Genomic DNA, 15,745 nt, shown 5'->3' with positions numbered 1-15,745 from the left:
GGTGACAAGTGCGGTTCCAATGCAGTTTGAGTGCGTCTACACTGTCTACAGGTGTAGGCAAAACTGTAGACGGGTGAAACTCCCTCTAGATGCCGTTTTTATCAACTATAGACAATTTTTTTCTGGCTATTTTTTAACATAAATTGCAAAAAAAATAGGTATTTTATCTAATAAATTGCCCAAAAATATAGCAACACTAGTTTAACAGTTTAAAAAGCTAAATAAAAGAGATGCACCTCTCCTAATAAACTACGCTCTGCGTTAAGTTAAGTAGACAGCACCTCACTGATTTGATGCCGTGCCAGAGCTTGCCTGAGATATTCCACCTCAGCCCTTAGCCGTGCATTCTCCTGTATCAACGTATCCATATCATCTTTTTTATCCACTGCCTGCCTAATTACTTTCTTCCGGTTCTCTAAGCTGAACCACTTCTGATAAATCTCAGTGTGAATTTCTACAGAATGCCCCAAGTTATCAGCAGCAGCTTTAATTGGAATGCCCATCATGTGCGCTCGAATTGCCCAAGCGTGGCGTAAGTCATAGGGCGTAAACGGAATATTTACGCGTCTAAACCAGGATGAACAATTAACCCGAATAGTGTTTATATCTGTAAAACTAGTTCTGTCATCAGTTTGAGCTTTTAACAGTTTCAAAGGCTCTACATTTTTTAAATCAAACAAGTAAACCCATTCAGGATGTAGCGGCAAAGTTTCTCTGTAACCAGTCTTAGTATCTGGGTGAACCTTCCATGTATTATCTTTGTTTTCAGGATTCAACCACCAATCGATTTCAGGATTTACAAACAGTTCTCTTGGGCGTAATCCATAAGTAGCAAGCATTCCATACACCCATTCCCACATCTTCCAACTGTCTAAGCAATTTTTTTTAATTGTTAGGCTTCTAGTCAAAGAGTACTGATGAAAAGATTCATAATTTTTGATGATATCCTCATCACTGGGAATGTCCCTAGCCTGACTTTTGGGTTGTGTAGCTTTAAAATTTTCGAGAGTGAAGCTAGTTAAATTAAGGGTTGATTTTAAAACCTTCAATGATTTAACAGCACTGTATTTGGCGGAATCGCCCGTCAATTCTGTAAGCTTTTTATCAATCTCCGATTGAGTTAATAAAGTATCTAGCCCAATCAATCGCCGTAAATAGTCTTTGTAATAGGAAAAGGTGTGTTTACTTTTTTCTGTTAACTTGCGTGTTTTGAAATACTTAGTTTCAAACTCTTCTAAAACATCACCAAGGGTTTGGGATTTGTTGCTGACCTTAGCGATTTTACCCAAATATTTGTCAGTCCATTCAAACTGTTTCCGGGCAAGTAGCTTGCCTAGCTCGTTTGCCTCTTCCTCAGCTGTTCTCAAACCGTCCAAGCTTGCAGGGATATTTAGCGAAATTTTGTACTGCTTAAAACCAGTTCCTTTCGTGTCGCGATCGCCCGGTTTGATAGGTAGAGATGCTTGCAATTGAATAGTCTCCCGTGCCACGACCAAACCAACTTTGACCTTAGCGGCTTTTAGACGGGCCCGAGTGTCTGCCAAGCCTTTCTCAAATTTGCGTTCCAGATGCTGCCGAGTAGCCTTCATGTGTTTCTGCGTTCCTAGATAGCTGCCATCGGTAGATGCTGGCGGAGTGAAATCCTCAAAAACGTCCTGCGCCTTGCTTTTCATTGTGTCTTAAATGTGTCTTAAAATTTAGTCCATTTAGAACAATGTTTAAATTAAGCAAAGTTATACGTGGACTAAATCCTGGTATCACAATATATTAAATCATACTTCGTACAGGGTATACCATAAGCTTCTTCCATGTGACGGCTGATGTAGTTCATCGACCGATAACAGTGGATGAGGTTCATCTTCACATTGGGGGTCATCAACATTTCGTTGATGGTGCCATCACCTGACCACTGAGCGACTACGCGCAAGCCGATTTCTTCTAACAGGATGCGGCTAGCCCAAGCATCACCACCGATGTTGTAGTCACCAATGATGGCTACATCATAAGGAGTACCTTCAAACTGAAGTGTACCGTCTTTTTTCGCTTTGTCTGCTCTGGTGAACACCCAGTCACGAACCATGTCGTTCGCAATGTGGTGTCCCAAAGATTGGGAAACACCCCGGAAGCCTTCGCAACGTACAGGTACAACTGGCTTGCCAATTTCTTTGGATGTCTTACGAGCTACTGCTTCGATGTCATCCCCAATTAGACCGATGGGGCATTCAGATTGAATGGAAACACCACGGTTGAGGGGGAAAAGTACATCTAGTTCTTGGATTAGCTTGACAAGTTTCTTGTCACCACCGAACACGATATCTCTTTCTTGGAAGTCAGAGGTGAAGTGCATGGTACCAAAGGTATCAATACCTGTGGTGCCGATGTAGTAGTTACGACGACCAGACCAAGACCAGTAACCGCAACCTACAGGCCCGTGGCTGATGTGGATCATGTCCTTAATAGGACCCCAAACCACACCTTTAGAACCGGCGTAAGCACAACCACGAGCGGTCATTACACCTGGAAGGGATTTGATGTTAGACTTAACGCCGCAATCGGACTTACCTTCTTCGTATACACTTAAGTGCTTTTCCCGTTTTTTCTTAGCTTTATCGGGGTAAGCGTCTAGAACTTCTTTAATTAGTTCTTTTCTTTCTTCGATGATGTTTTGATTTTCTGGAGGTGTCATATTTAGCCTCTGTGACTCGTAAGGATCGGGGCATAGGGGGACTAGGAGTCCCCTCTAAGGTTAGGGGGGAGATGCGAGGGAGAGGAAAAGGTAAGATATGGAACTCTTCCTTTTTCCTTGTGCTAAAGCGTTATTTATTAGCGGCTACTTATGCTACAGGAGCTTCAGCAGCAGTCTTACCTACCAACTTCGCAGCATTTTCCTCGCTTTCGAGGATACCGAATTCAATCAACAATTCTTCTAGTTCTTCCATTTCGATGGGTGTAGGAATAGCTAGATTTTTGTTGTTGATGATCTTGGTAGCCAATGTGCGATATTCGTTAGCTTGGTTGCTTTCTGGTGCGTACTCGTTAACAGTCATCCGGCGCAATTCTGCGTGTTGAACGATGTTGTCACGGGGTACGAAGTGAAGCATTTGGGTGTTCAACCGTTTTGCCAAGGTTTCGATTAATTCGATTTCCCGGTCAGTGTTACGGCTGTTACAAATCAAACCACCCAAGCGCACGCCACCAGTGTGAGCATACTTAAGAACACCACGAGCAATGTTGTTAGCAGCATACATCGCCATCATTTCACCTGATGTCACGATGTAGATTTCTTGTGCTTTACCTTCACGGATAGGCATTGCGAAACCACCGCACACAACGTCACCTAATACGTCGTAAGATACGAAGTCTAGGTCTTGGTAAGCACCGTTTTCTTCTAAGAAGTTGATGGCGGTGATGATACCACGACCGGCGCAACCTACACCGGGTTCTGGACCACCAGATTCTACGCAACGAACGTTACGGAAACCGGTTAGCATTACTTCTTCGAGTTCGATATCTTCTACTGCACCACGTTCTGCGGCGAGGTGAAGAACGGTTGTTTGAGCTTTGCTGTGCAGCATCAAACGGGTGGAGTCAGCTTTAGGGTCGCAACCGACGATGAGGATGCGTTGACCCATTTCTGCCATAGCTGCCAAGGTGTTTTGAGAGGTGGTAGATTTACCGATACCACCTTTACCGTAGAAAGCTATCTGTCTAATGTTATCGTCTGTCATGGTTATTGTTTCCCTGCAATTGGTTGGTTGGTGGGTCTGTGCGTTTGTCAGTTGCGTTCACGCCAGTTGAGCGACAGTAGTGAGCGCGTGTAGAGCATCGTTGGTAGCGTTGGCATAAATGCCTGCTGGGGGCGATCGCTCCACAGCTAAAATTATTGAAAGTAAGTACATCGATCTTCCTCGTTAAAATTTTTTTTCTTTTGGTTTTTTGTCCTTTGTCCTTTGTCATTTGTTTTGACAAAGAACAAAGAAAATTACGCGATTTACAAATACGTCATAATGTGTTTCAGCTTGCAAGATTCAATAGGACTTGATGTTGCTATTTGTCAACAATCAATGCATAAGTCCTATTACTTGTTCAAAATAGCGCCCTTCATATTTGTGACGCGATCTAGTGCAGCTTTGGTGTTTTCTGCTGACACTCCACGCACAGCCATTGCTTCACCGAGATGCTTGGCGATCGCATCGAAGTGTTGTTGCTGTAAATTCAATCCTGCGTGGGTTTTGTCCATTGGACGACCGCCGTATTGCTTTGGCCCCTCAAATATTTGAGCTAAGAAAGCAACTAGATGATTGCGTTGCTTCGCCATATCTGTACCAGCAAAAATGGGACTGAGGAGGCTGTCTGTGGCAATGCGTTTGTGGAGTTCATCTACTACTTGTTCAATAGCTGGTTGTCCACCAATGTTGTCGTACAATGTGCTCATATCCTGTTCCTTTGAAGCGAGTTGGATGATGAAATTTGCAAGTAGGCGCTTAATGTATGAAGCCTATATGCTGTTAGCCGTCATAGCTAATTTAGCTATTGGTTGTCGGTAGGATTGAAGCATTGATGTGGAGACAATTATATGGTTCAAATCCTACTTTCTGTTCCTGGCTGAATGCATATTAGAGCGTATTTGTAGATTACGTTAAGTCCTACAGCAATTCCTAAACTGCTTCGACTACAAGGCTCTTGCTGACACGATCTTGTAATCTGGCTTCGATCGCAATTTTTAGAGTTGCTGTACTACTAGAACAGGAACCGCAAGCACCTTGCAGTACAACTTTAACGCGATCGCCTTCTACATCATAGAGTTCTACATCTCCCCCGTCTGCAATCAGTACGGGTCTGACTTCTTCATCGAGAACTTTTTGAATTAGAGCAATCTTTTGCACGTTTGTTAGCGATCGTTGCTTTGAATTAACAATTTCTGTGGCAACTTGTACGCCGTAATTGTTGAGAGCAGGTGAGGCGTATTCCTGTTGAACTGATCTAATAATATCATCGATATTCGCCAGACAGGAACCGCATCCGCCACCAGCTTTTACATAATTTGTTACTTGCTCGGCATCCGTGAGATGATTTTCTAAAATCACGCGGCGAATTTTGGACTCGCTGATGCCAAAGCAACTGCAAATTAACGCGCCTTCATCGTCATCATCGTGGGTAGCTAGAGGTATGCCACGATAGTTATAGATAGCGGCTTCTAAGGCTTCTTGCCCCATAACAGAGCAGTGCATCTTTGCTTCTGGTAAACCACCCAGGTAATCTGCAATGTCTTTGTTGGACACTTTCAAAGCTTCATCTAAGGTTAAACCTTTGACCATTTCGGTTAATGCACTAGAAGATGCGATCGCACTAGTACAACCAAAGGTTTGAAAGCGAGCATCTAAAATCTTATCAGATTCTACTTCCACTTTCAGGTGCAATCTCAGAGCATCACCGCAAGCAATGCTACCGATTTCACCCGTTGCAACCTTAACTCCAGCTTCGCTCGTTTCTTCGATTGCTCCCTGATTTTTGGGATCGTAAAACAGTTCTAATACTTTATCAGTGTAGTCCCACATATTATTAAGTGCTGAGTGCTGAGTGCTGAGTTATGAGTGGGGGGATTGGGAAAGGGGTAATGGGGAAGGGGGAAGGGGAAAAATCATTCCTTTACCCTTTACCCTTTAACCTTTTCCCATTTATTCCTAGTCCCTAACGATGTGCCAGTGCTTGTTCTTGTCCTTGCAACCAACCCGCGTCATCATTTTTGAAAGGTGAGAGGGCGCGTAAACGCTCTACAATACTGGGCATTACCTCTATCACTCGATCAATTTCGGCTTCGGTGGTGTAGCGACAAAGACTGAAGCGAATTGAACCGTGCAAAGTTGTATAGGGTAAGCCCATTGCCCGCAGGACGTGAGAAGGTTCTAGAGAACCGGAGGTACAAGCAGAACCGGATGATGCACAGATACCGTATTTGTTCAATAACAGTAGGATTGCTTCACCTTCGATGTACTTAAAGCCGATATTGGTGGTGTTGGGCAATCTCTGCGTAACGTCACCGTTAACGACACAATCGGGGATTTTAGCGAGTAAAGTTTGTTCCAAGCGATCGCGCAGTTTTCTTTCTCTTGCAGTCGCTTCTTCTAAGTGTAACAGTTCTAGTTCCGCAGCTTTGCCCAAGGCAATAATTCCTGGAACATTCTCTGTTCCCGCTCTACGTCCGCGTTCTTGGTGTCCCCCAATCATGAAGGGACGGAACCGAACTCCGCGCCGAATATATAAAGCACCAATTCCTTTCGGCCCGTGCAGCTTGTGACCAGACAAGGTTAACATATCCACCGTGCTAGTCTTCATATTCAAGGGGATTTTTCCCACTGCTTGCACCGCATCTACATGGAAGATAGCACCATATTCTTTGACGCGCAACCCAATTTGCTCAATCGGGAAAATCGTGCCGGTTTCGTTATTAGCATACATAATTGTCACCAGGGCGGTGTTACCCGTCAAGGAAGCTTCTAGTTCATCTAGATCCAGCTGCCCTTGATGATTTACTGATAGATAGGTAACACTATAACCTTGGGTTTCTAATTGTTTGCAGACATTGAGTACTGCTGGATGTTCAACTTGGGTAGTGACGATATGTCGCTTTTCTGGTTGTGCCAACAGTGCGGCTCGAATGGCGGCGTTATCTCCCTCAGTTCCACAACTTGTGTAGACAATTTCTGACTCATCGGCTCCCAGGATGGCTGCAAGTTGTTCTCTTGCTGTTCTCACTGCTTTACCGACTTGCCCACCAAAGGTATGCATACTGGAGGGATTGCCGTAATAATCTGTCAGGTAAGGTAGCATTACCTCTATAACTTCTGGGTCTACCTTAGTGGTGGCATTATTATCGAGATAGATGCAGTTATTTTGCATTGTTGTCTTCAATTAAGAATTACAAATTATTTAATTAAGCTTCAGAACCCACCGATTGGGATTGACGCTTTTGCAACTGTTCAGAGTATTTCTGGGAATAACAATTAAACCAACGTTCCCAGTAATCTTGTTTATTTGTTAATTTAGCGACTACGCGGTTGTAATTAGCAAACCAGCCTTCCCAATAATCGCTAGGCTGCTTAACGCAACCGTCGCACGTGGGACAACCAGCTTTACACTGAGGCACGGTGTGAATACTACCAATACAGTTTGTACAAAGTTCAGGGTCAATCCAGTGCTGTCCGTCAACCAGTTTTACTGCATTTGTGGGACATGCCGTTAGACAGAGATTGCAGGAAATACACTGGCTAGTAAGAATTTTGTAAGCCATGATTTATTCTCCTTTTTAGGTAAAGGGCATTGGGCATTGGGCATTGGGCATCGGGGAGACAGTGCCATAGGTGGGAGGCGAGTGGCGGCATTAGGGATAATTCTTCTTCTATTCCCCATGCCCCATGCCCCATGCCCTATTCCCTAATTCCCTAATTCCTTAACGTATTGCTCGTAGAACTCCAAAGCAACCTTTTCAATCACGTCGTAAGCTTCAACAGTCTTTATTCCAGCTTCTTGCAATTTTTCTTGAGGACAGTTACCAATCTTGGAGACTAAAACTGCTTTGCAATCTGCGATCGCTTTCATAATATGCTCAAAAGAAGCTTCTTCGCCGTATCCACCTTGGCAGTATTGGTCAATTTTGCGATGGCTGACAAAGCGAACTTCGTCTCCACCCACTTCGTAAATTTGGAATTCTTTTGCATGACCGAAGTGTTGGTTAACCAATCCGCCGCCTTTGGTTGCTACTGCAACTAAAACTTTCGGACTATTGGCAATTTTCTTACCAGCTAGCGCCTTATCTTTGGCTACTTTAAGTTCTTCTTTAAACTTCTCAATTCCTTCGTGAACGGTAGCGCGTTGCTCCATGTCATATTCTGGAGTCATTTCCAAGAATTTCTCTTTGGAAAATTCTTGGCTGCGGTCTTCTCCCAATAATCCGACTGCATCGGCACGACACTGGCGACAGTGACGCATCATTTTCATGTTACCAGAGCAGTTGTCTTGAACTTCTTTGAGTTCTTTGGGTGTGGGGCCGCGTTGACCGGTTAAACCAAAGTGTGTGCCATGTTCTGGTGCAGAAATCAATGGCATGATGTTGTGCAAGAATGCACCTTTTTCACGAATGACTCGATTCACTTCAACTAAGTGCTGATCATTAATTCCGGGAATCATCACGGAGTTAACCTTGCACAAGATATCAGCATCTTTCAGGGCTTGCAATCCTTCCATCTGTCTTTCGTGGAGGATTTTCGCACCTTCAAGACCTTTGTAACGCTTGCGTCTGTAGTGAACCCAAGGATAAATCTTAGCACCGATCTCTGGATCTACCATGTTAATGGTGATCGTAACGTGATCTATATTTAATTGTTTAATGCGATCGATGTAGTCGGGCAGCATTAAACCATTGGTTGATAAGCAAAGCTTGATGTCTGGTGCTTGCTCTGCAATCAACTCAAATGTGCGGAAGGTTTTTTCTGGGTTCGCCAGAGGGTCGCCAGGGCCGGCAATTCCCACAACTGTCATTTGGGGAATCTTGCCACCAATGACTAAAGCTTTGTGTGCTGCTTGTTCTGGTGTTAGCAATTCGCTAACTACTCCAGGACGGCTTTCGTTAGCGCAATCATATTTGCGGTTGCAATAGTTGCATTGAATGTTGCAAGCGGGAGCAACTGCAACGTGCATCCGGGCGTAGTGGTGATGAGCGTCTTCGCTGTAGCAGGGATGTTTAGCAATGCGTTCTTGGAGCTTTTCGTCCCTTTCCACGGTGGTGCTGGTGGTGCTGTCGCAGCCGCAACCACCGGATTTTGCTTGGGTTGTCGATTCCGTAGCGTTGGAGTTGAGGAGTCGTGTAGACGGTGATGTCATTGAGTTTCGCAAAAGGTCGGTGGACTTGGCTGCCACTGTGGGAGATGCTGTTGCCACTCTCTATGCCCAGGAATTGAAGTCGCGTCTTTCACACTACCTGCAAACCCTTGGGTTCGGGCAACTTGTTTTCAAGTAAGGCAGGCGATAGATATGTGATGTTCGGCTGGTGTGTCAAGGTTCGGTTCTTGGGTAGAATTTGTGCTTACAGCCGCGACTTCTCTTCACTTCAGGCTTGGTGCATGTCATCCCTCCACTCACTTTTCGCTTTGTTTGTTTCAGAGCGTTAGGTGATTGGCGATATAAGATTTATAGCAGCCGTCTCCTAGCCAAACGGTGCGTCTCTCTAGGATAGAATTTATTGGATTTATTACATTTGTACTCAAATACTAAAAACCCTAATCCTTCAAGCATTACAAGAATTAAAAAAGTTTTTTTCAGGTAGGGGTTCTAGTCTTTTTTGGTTGGGGTTCTAGTGTTTATAGATAGGGGTTCAGGATTTCTTTGTACTCAGCCACAATCCAATCCCAGCAAAGAATTTAATCTATTTGCAACTGGGTTTTGGTTATTTAAATGTGTACTCATATTGCCCTCAATTTGCGTTACAAGCAAGAAATACCAAGGGTTTGAGGGTGAAAAACTGAACTAATCTATATTGTTCTACTCCATAAACGCATGAAATTGAATTCTGTATCTAACATATCATTTTTTTGAGGGTAAAAATGCACTTCATATTCTTTTAATTTTTCTTTGACAATGATATTCAATTATGCCTTTAAGCCTTGTCTGGCAAGCCATATAAGCTAGTAGTCATAGATGTGTTTCTGCACATAATTTTCAAAAAATTTAACTTTTCAGTTCTTTTTTTTCATTCCCAGAATGAGGAGATGGGTAGGAAAGTCTCGAATTTTGTGTTTGAGAGAAACAACAAACTATAATCTAACATGATTAAGCGATCGCAATGATTTTTCTGAATTGCTCATTACAAACCTTAGCGAAAAACATAACCCCCTAACCCCCTTTCTGATGCGGTAAGGGTGAAAATTCAAAGTCTCTCTCCTTTAGTTCAGCGCCGCACATGTTGAGTGGCATTTGTCGGATTGCAGCGATCGCATGATTCATACTTGGATTCAGCAACGCCCAAAACTATTCCCTATTTGGGAAATATATTAGTTTTTGTTGGCACTTGCTGAAAGTTCTTCTGATTCTTCTGTTTTAGATGTAAATGTTGATGATTCTACGACTTGTTCAGGTAAAGAAACAATGATATCAGCGCCATTGATAATTGCCCCCAATAACCCCAGTTCCGATTCAACCAATTGATCAATAGCTTCACCTAACATGTTCTCTTGTGTATAGTGTGGTCGTGCCACAAGTACCATGCCATCGCTGTAGGGTTGGATTAACAAAGGGTCATTAGATATGCTGAGAGAGCTAGTATCTAAGATAACTAAATCAAAACGTTCGCGGACATCCTCCATCAGGCGCCGCATTTCGCTAGATTCAAGAATAGCGGCGGATTGACGCACAGGACCAGGACTAGGTATTATGTATAAATTTTCTACATGAGGAACTAAACGAATACATTCACTTAAGTTAGCGTAGTAACGCAGGGGTTCAATAGTGGCGTCGGGGTCAGGAATTACATTCAGTGATGCACAACGGGAAGGCGATCGCAAATCTGTTTCAATAATCAAGGTTCTTTTACCAGCACGAGCTGAAGCTATACCCAAGTTATAAGCACTTGCTGTTTTACCTTCTAGGTTACTGGTGCTAGTAATCAAAACCACCTTTAAGGCTTTACCACCAATCCGGCGCAGATTACTACGGACTTTCTCATAAAATTCTAAATAAGGAGAATCAGCAGAAAGTACTACAGGCACTGCATCTTGAGGCAAATCATCAACTGGCATTAAAGGTAATTCTCCCAACAGTGCCACTTCCCGTTGCTTGAGGCTCTCGCGGATATCCTCCCTGGTTTTGAAAGTACCTTCCAGCGCTCCTAATAAGAATATCACCCCGCCACCAATCAACACACCTAATAAACTACCCACAGCAAGGGTTACAGGTACACTCTTAGGTGGTTTTACGTCGGCAGTCGCTGTAGGGCGTCTGGCAATGCTAAGGCTGCTGGTAGTTTCTGCCTCTGCGGTTTTGGCATCGGTTAGCTTCGCCTGCATTTGATCATAGATAGCTTTTTTAAGTCCAACCTCTTGTTCTAAACGCGATCGCTCTAATTGCTTATTGGGTATTAAAGAATACTCTCGCCGTAGTCGCGCTTCTTGTTGGATTTCTTGAGCTAGTTGTTGTTGCAGCGTTTCCCGTTGGGTTTGCAAAGACACCATTTGGTTTGCCAATTGCTGGCGAGCCGGATCTAAGCTACTTTGGGCGCGAATCCCGGCAACACTACCCTGAAGCGGAGCCGCCGTTCCATCGCCACCTAATACCTCCGCAGCCCGTTGTTGCAGCAATTCCTCAGCAGCTTGTTTCTGACGCTGCAACTGAACCATCGTTGGGTGTTCCGGCCGTAAATCTTTCCTAAGTAAGGCGATTTGTGACTCACTTTGATAAATTTGCGATCGCAAGTTACCAATAATTGGATCGGCACTTAAAGCAGAAGAAATATAAGCCTGTCCGACTGTTAAGCCTAACTTATTTTGTAAACTCTTAACTTGAGCATCAACCCCAGAAATAGTTAATTGAATTTGCCGTTGGAGATTTTGGCTGGCAGTAACAGCGCTTAATAAGCTGCCATTCTCCGCCGCTAATATCGCCGTTCTCTCTATGCGATCATATTGTTCCAGTTTCTTTTCGGCAATTTGCAATTCCCGTTTAGCTTGTGGTAAGCGCTCATTAATCTTTTCAATAATTGCTTGTAATCGCCCAGTATTGATGTCACTGCTCAACTTAATCATTGATTGCATCAATTCAGTTAAGACCTCTATGGCCCGTTTGGGGTCACTATCTACATATTTCAGTTCAAAGGTACTCGTTTCTAAATCTCCAGTCTTGGGATTTTTTTTAGGTAGAGAAAGGACAATACTTGAACCAAGTTGTTTCGGTTTGATATTTACTTTCTCTGCCACTGTGGCAAGTATCTGGTTTGATAATAAAACATCCTCATTTAGTTCCTTTCCTTGCTGTTGGATTTGACTACCAGTTGCAGAAAAAGAAACTGGTGGACCAGCATAGGTAAGTGCGGCAGATGCTATGTAGTTAGTCTGTGGCTCTGGCTGCATAGCCACTACTGTTGACCCCACTACGACTAAACCAAAACTAGCTAGTCCAATCCACTTGTATTTTTCAAAAGCAATAAGATAGCGTTTAACAATTGGTGGAGTCATGGCAAGGGCATATAGAATCAGTTATCAGTTATCAGCTTTATATTTATCACCCTCATTTTCTCCTCTTTCACATCCTAGTAACAATCAGCGAAGAGGTGAGAGCTACTAATTTTACCTGCCACCGAAGTCGTCAAAAAATCGGAGAAAGGACTGGACATTAAAGAAGGGTTGAGTAATGGTAGTCAAGAAATTAGTAATTCTACCGATGAGGTTCCGACCAACAACCAGAACATCATTATCTTGAAGGGCCACATTTTGAGATGCATCGCCTCCTAAAGCTTTTTTCGCATCAAGTTTCTGGGTAACAGCTTTACCTCGTTCAGGATCAAAGCGAACCAAAGCGATATCTCGGAGATTAGCAGTGTCGAGATTTACTCCTCCCAAAGCATCTACAAAGGTACTCCCGTTAGGTAGTGATTGAATGGCAAGACCTCCAGCAGCGTAGTTTAAAATCCGGACTCTAATCTGTGGTGTGGACAAGGATGAACGTGCTACCAAATTGCGGTCATAATCATCATTATTACCAACTTCACGACGGGGAACGAGTATCGCATCTCCGTCTTGTAAGCGTAAATTGGGGATTGAACCGCCATTTTGCAGTGCTGCATATAAATCAATAGTTTGTGAAATCACAGAACCATCAATTAACTTCCGGCGTACTTGCACTTGTCGCAGGTCTGCATTCAAAGTTGAACCACCAGATATTAGTAAGGCATCAGCAACGCGCGGTGTTGTTGAATTAATCGGATAAATTCCAGGTCGAAATATTTCCCCACTAATGGTAACTTGAACTGGTCGCGTTCCTGCCAAAGATACTACTACGATTGGATCGGGTAAAATGCTACTTAAACCCAAGCGAATTTTTTCTTGAGCTTCTTCCAAAGTTAAGCCTTGTAATGACACCGTTCCCACTTGTGGCACTACAATGTTGCCTTCTGGACTAATTACAGCTTGAAAACTTAAGTCTTGACGCTGCGTTGCCAAGGCTAAAACTATTACTGGATCAACTACATAACGATTTAAACCTAAGCGAATTTTCTCTTGAGCTTCTTCCAAAGTCAAACCTTGTAAAGAAACTTTTCCCAGTAGCGGCACCACAATGTTACCTTCTGGGTTGATTAAAGCTTGAAAGCTCAAATCTGGAAAGCGCTGCACCGAAACGCTAATTCCATCTCCTATTCCTAAGCGGTACGGGCCAGGAGGACGCTGAAGCACAACACCAATTGTATCTCCTGGCCCCAAGAGATAGCGGCTAAGTTGGGGGGAAATTTCGTTATTTGCACCTAGAGGTACAACCTCAGTACCTGGTACAGGCGCAGGGGGTTGCCTTGGTAATTGTCCTTGAGGTGGAAAAGGCTGGGCAACAACAAGCTGGATAGGTGCTGTTAAGAAAACTCCTACTTGAAGACTGACAAAACACAAGGCGCTGAATGCACGCATATAAGAACTTTGATCTATGAACATCGGTGCAGGAAAACTTAGATAAAAATTAGTCGCGCCGAGTGGTAATTTTACTCTAAAAATATTCTAAACGTTTCTTTTATCTGCAAGTATTTTACCAACAAAAAGTAGAAAATTTTTGCCAATTTTAATTTATAACATCATATTTTTAACCTGGACGCGATTATAGAGATACAACTGAAGAATCTGTGGACAAATGCATTTATAACAGACTCTACAAAGAGTCTGCCATCAATTTAGCTTGCACTGTTTCTCCAATAGACTGTGCTAAAGTCCAAGATGTTTCTACCTGCCCTAAAGGTTCTATTGGAATCAGAATACTCACACCCACCCAAGGAGTGCGTTGCTTACGCCACTGGGCCAATTGATCTGCCAAGAACCAGTGGAAAGGTGATGGAGTTCCGCCGTCTGGCATAGCGTACCATTGCAAGACAGCGAAGGTTTGCTGTGGTGTGACGGCGCGAAAGAACCTAGCTTCTACTTTTATTTCAACCTTAGATGTCAACTTTGCAGGCGGTTTCACGGTAAATTCAGCAGAACGATATTGAGCTATATCCCACTTTCCCCAGCGCGATCTTCCCCAGCCGTTAACGTCTGTCCACTCTACCTCTGGTTGATCCATAGGCCCATTTTGCGGCAGCAAAAGCAGGATTGCCTGGGATTCGGAACCTTCTTTTTTAATTACCTGCAAAGACCATTTATGTTCGCCAATTTGCTGTTCTGCTTGTTCAATAGTTTGCCAACCAGGAAGGGCTAACCCAGCATGGCGGATCTGTTTTAACTCCTTGAGGGTGGTAACAGGTGGCGGCTGTTTCCATTGCCAGTGTCCTGTCAGGTATCCGGGAACCCCTCCGATTGCCAACAAGAGTAGCAATAACAAAAGTGCTGCCACCTGACTCAATTGGTTTTCCTTAAAAAACTTGGAGAAAGAAATCATCAGTAAAATTTATAATACTTAGGCAAAATTTTACTTCATAAAACCACACCATGAGGTAATATTTATCAGTAGAGAAGAAGCAGGGGAGTGAAGAAGTGAGGGGGATGAGGGGGATGAGGGACAAGAATTAATAACCAATGCCCAATGCCCAATGCCCAATGCCCAATGCCCAATGCCCAATGCCCAATGCCCAATGACTAATGACTTTCCCCTTCTTGCTGAGTTTCTGATGCTGAAAAATAGCTATTAATCCAATTCAGTAAGGGCACTAATGACACCAACATACAAGCTGAATAGAGGTCACCACCCCAACCCTCATGTAGCCATCTAAAAGCCGCTTCTTGACCTGTGCCGTGAAAGAAAGTCAGTAATGTATTACGAATGATATTGGCACAAGTACTAACGATCGCAGCAAGAGATAAAAACGTTATAACTGTGCGACGTGAAGACAAAGCATCTGTCCAATAAAGCAGCATCAAGCCGACGTAGAGAGTAGTAAACAACATTTTCAGCCCTGCACAATAGGGGGCAACTTCTACAATCCGTCCTCCCACGTAGAGATTTATCTCATCTACGGTTACGTCCATACCAAATTGATTCAGTATAAAGCCTGCTGTGCCAGCAATAAAGCTTTGAAGAGGCAAGGTATAGGGAGCAATGAGATAGGGTACTGCCGTTGGGGTTGCCAAAAATACTAGTATCAGGGGGAATCCTTGCGATCGCAAACCTGGTATTCCCTTAAACCACAAGCATAATCCTGCTAGTATAACGGGCAAGGAAAGGTTAACCCACTCTGTAACACCACTAAGATAAAACACTGCCCCGAATAACAATAAAACGGGACCCAAAGGATGGATCGTATCTGGTAAACGTTTCCACTTTTTCCGGTTCATCCAGCCCAGATAAGCGGCAAATGGTAAACCAATGATTCCGTGGCTGAAATATTCGTGTTCTGTACTGATATTTTTGTTTAGCCAACCATCCAACCAATGTAGCAATATAGGAGCATAAAGCAGCAGCAAAACGCCTAAAATAGCTAGATTTATTAATTCTGAGGCGTTTCTGTTTTTAACCTGTTGCGGGAGTACCATGATTTTCAGTAATTCAAAAACTTTGGTCATTAGTC

12 protein-coding genes and 1 pseudogene are annotated in these 15,745 nt (G+C 43.5%); all 13 read right to left on the bottom strand.

Features of this window, described 5'->3' with window-relative positions; genetic code table 11:
* Window positions 1-266: 266 nt before the first annotated feature.
* Window positions 267-1,673, bottom strand: a complete 1,407-nt coding sequence (locus CDC33_RS31175) for a site-specific integrase (RefSeq protein ID WP_109012214.1) — start codon at window positions 1,671-1,673, stop codon at window positions 267-269.
* Window positions 1,674-1,771: 98 nt separating this feature from the next.
* Window positions 1,772-2,686 (bottom strand): annotated as a pseudogene (locus tag CDC33_RS31170) (nitrogenase component 1); the annotation flags it as partial.
* A 148-nt stretch (window positions 2,687-2,834) separates the two neighbouring features.
* Window positions 2,835-3,728, bottom strand: coding sequence for a nitrogenase iron protein (gene nifH / locus CDC33_RS31165; protein ID WP_109012212.1), 894 nt, complete (start codon window positions 3,726-3,728; stop codon window positions 2,835-2,837).
* A gap of 350 nt (window positions 3,729-4,078) precedes the next feature.
* Window positions 4,079-4,435, bottom strand: coding sequence for a globin domain-containing protein (locus tag CDC33_RS31160; protein ID WP_109012211.1), 357 nt, complete (start codon window positions 4,433-4,435; stop codon window positions 4,079-4,081).
* Between the two features lie 223 nt (window positions 4,436-4,658).
* Window positions 4,659-5,558, bottom strand: coding sequence for a Fe-S cluster assembly protein NifU (gene nifU, locus CDC33_RS31155; RefSeq protein WP_109012210.1), 900 nt, complete (start codon window positions 5,556-5,558; stop codon window positions 4,659-4,661).
* A 133-nt stretch (window positions 5,559-5,691) separates the two neighbouring features.
* Entirely contained in the window at window positions 5,692-6,900 is a 1,209-nt protein-coding gene (nifS, locus tag CDC33_RS31150) for a cysteine desulfurase NifS (protein WP_109012209.1), read from the bottom strand.
* Between the two features lie 34 nt (window positions 6,901-6,934).
* Complete coding sequence (locus CDC33_RS31145) at window positions 6,935-7,291, bottom strand: ferredoxin family protein (protein ID WP_109012208.1); 357 nt, start codon at window positions 7,289-7,291, stop codon at window positions 6,935-6,937.
* A complete protein-coding gene (locus tag CDC33_RS39285; protein ID WP_181374188.1) occupies window positions 7,269-7,424 on the bottom strand; it encodes a hypothetical protein in 156 nt (51 codons plus the stop codon). Before CDC33_RS39285 ends, CDC33_RS31145 begins: the two co-directional genes overlap by 23 nt.
* 10 nt (window positions 7,425-7,434) lie before the next feature.
* Window positions 7,435-8,880 carry a nitrogenase cofactor biosynthesis protein NifB gene (nifB, locus tag CDC33_RS31140; protein WP_181374246.1) on the bottom strand — a complete coding sequence of 482 codons (1,446 nt, stop codon included), beginning with the start codon at window positions 8,878-8,880 and terminating at the stop codon, window positions 7,435-7,437.
* A 1,166-nt stretch (window positions 8,881-10,046) separates the two neighbouring features.
* Window positions 10,047-12,221, bottom strand: a complete 2,175-nt coding sequence (locus tag CDC33_RS31130; protein WP_109012205.1) for a GumC family protein — start codon at window positions 12,219-12,221, stop codon at window positions 10,047-10,049.
* A gap of 111 nt (window positions 12,222-12,332) precedes the next feature.
* Window positions 12,333-13,685: a polysaccharide biosynthesis/export family protein gene (locus CDC33_RS31125; RefSeq protein WP_109012204.1), complete on the bottom strand. Its 1,353-nt coding sequence runs from the start codon at window positions 13,683-13,685 to the stop codon at window positions 12,333-12,335.
* Window positions 13,686-13,896: 211 nt separating this feature from the next.
* On the bottom strand, window positions 13,897-14,619 hold the full coding sequence (locus tag CDC33_RS31120) for a cyanoexosortase B system-associated protein (protein ID WP_109012203.1): 723 nt from the start codon (window positions 14,617-14,619) through the stop codon (window positions 13,897-13,899).
* A 197-nt stretch (window positions 14,620-14,816) separates the two neighbouring features.
* A complete protein-coding gene (crtB, locus tag CDC33_RS31115; RefSeq protein WP_109012763.1) occupies window positions 14,817-15,710 on the bottom strand; it encodes a cyanoexosortase B in 894 nt (297 codons plus the stop codon).
* Window positions 15,711-15,745 lie beyond the last annotated feature (35 nt).

Source organism: Nostoc commune NIES-4072, assembly GCF_003113895.1.
In the GTDB taxonomy this organism is placed as follows: Bacteria; Cyanobacteriota; Cyanobacteriia; order Cyanobacteriales; family Nostocaceae; genus Nostoc; species Nostoc commune.
The sequence above is the reverse complement of the archived record's forward strand: the minus strand, read 5'-3'. Positions and strand labels throughout refer to the sequence as shown.

Coding starts and splice junctions, on each gene's coding strand:
- CDC33_RS39285 (WP_181374188.1), bottom strand. CDS start 7,424: ATGGGGCATGGGGCATGGGGAATAGAAGAAGAATTATCCCTAATGCCG.
- CDC33_RS31160 (WP_109012211.1), bottom strand. CDS start 4,435: ATGAGCACATTGTACGACAACATTGGTGGACAACCAGCTATTGAACAA.
- nifS (WP_109012209.1), bottom strand. CDS start 6,900: ATGCAAAATAACTGCATCTATCTCGATAATAATGCCACCACTAAGGTA.
- CDC33_RS31175 (WP_109012214.1), bottom strand. CDS start 1,673: ATGAAAAGCAAGGCGCAGGACGTTTTTGAGGATTTCACTCCGCCAGCA.
- nifB (WP_181374246.1), bottom strand. CDS start 8,880: ATGACATCACCGTCTACACGACTCCTCAACTCCAACGCTACGGAATCG.
- nifH (WP_109012212.1), bottom strand. CDS start 3,728: ATGACAGACGATAACATTAGACAGATAGCTTTCTACGGTAAAGGTGGT.
- crtB (WP_109012763.1), bottom strand. CDS start 15,710: ATGGTACTCCCGCAACAGGTTAAAAACAGAAACGCCTCAGAATTAATA.
- CDC33_RS31130 (WP_109012205.1), bottom strand. CDS start 12,221: ATGACTCCACCAATTGTTAAACGCTATCTTATTGCTTTTGAAAAATAC.
- CDC33_RS31145 (WP_109012208.1), bottom strand. CDS start 7,291: ATGGCTTACAAAATTCTTACTAGCCAGTGTATTTCCTGCAATCTCTGT.
- CDC33_RS31120 (WP_109012203.1), bottom strand. CDS start 14,619: ATGATTTCTTTCTCCAAGTTTTTTAAGGAAAACCAATTGAGTCAGGTG.
- nifU (WP_109012210.1), bottom strand. CDS start 5,558: ATGTGGGACTACACTGATAAAGTATTAGAACTGTTTTACGATCCCAAA.
- CDC33_RS31125 (WP_109012204.1), bottom strand. CDS start 13,685: ATGTTCATAGATCAAAGTTCTTATATGCGTGCATTCAGCGCCTTGTGT.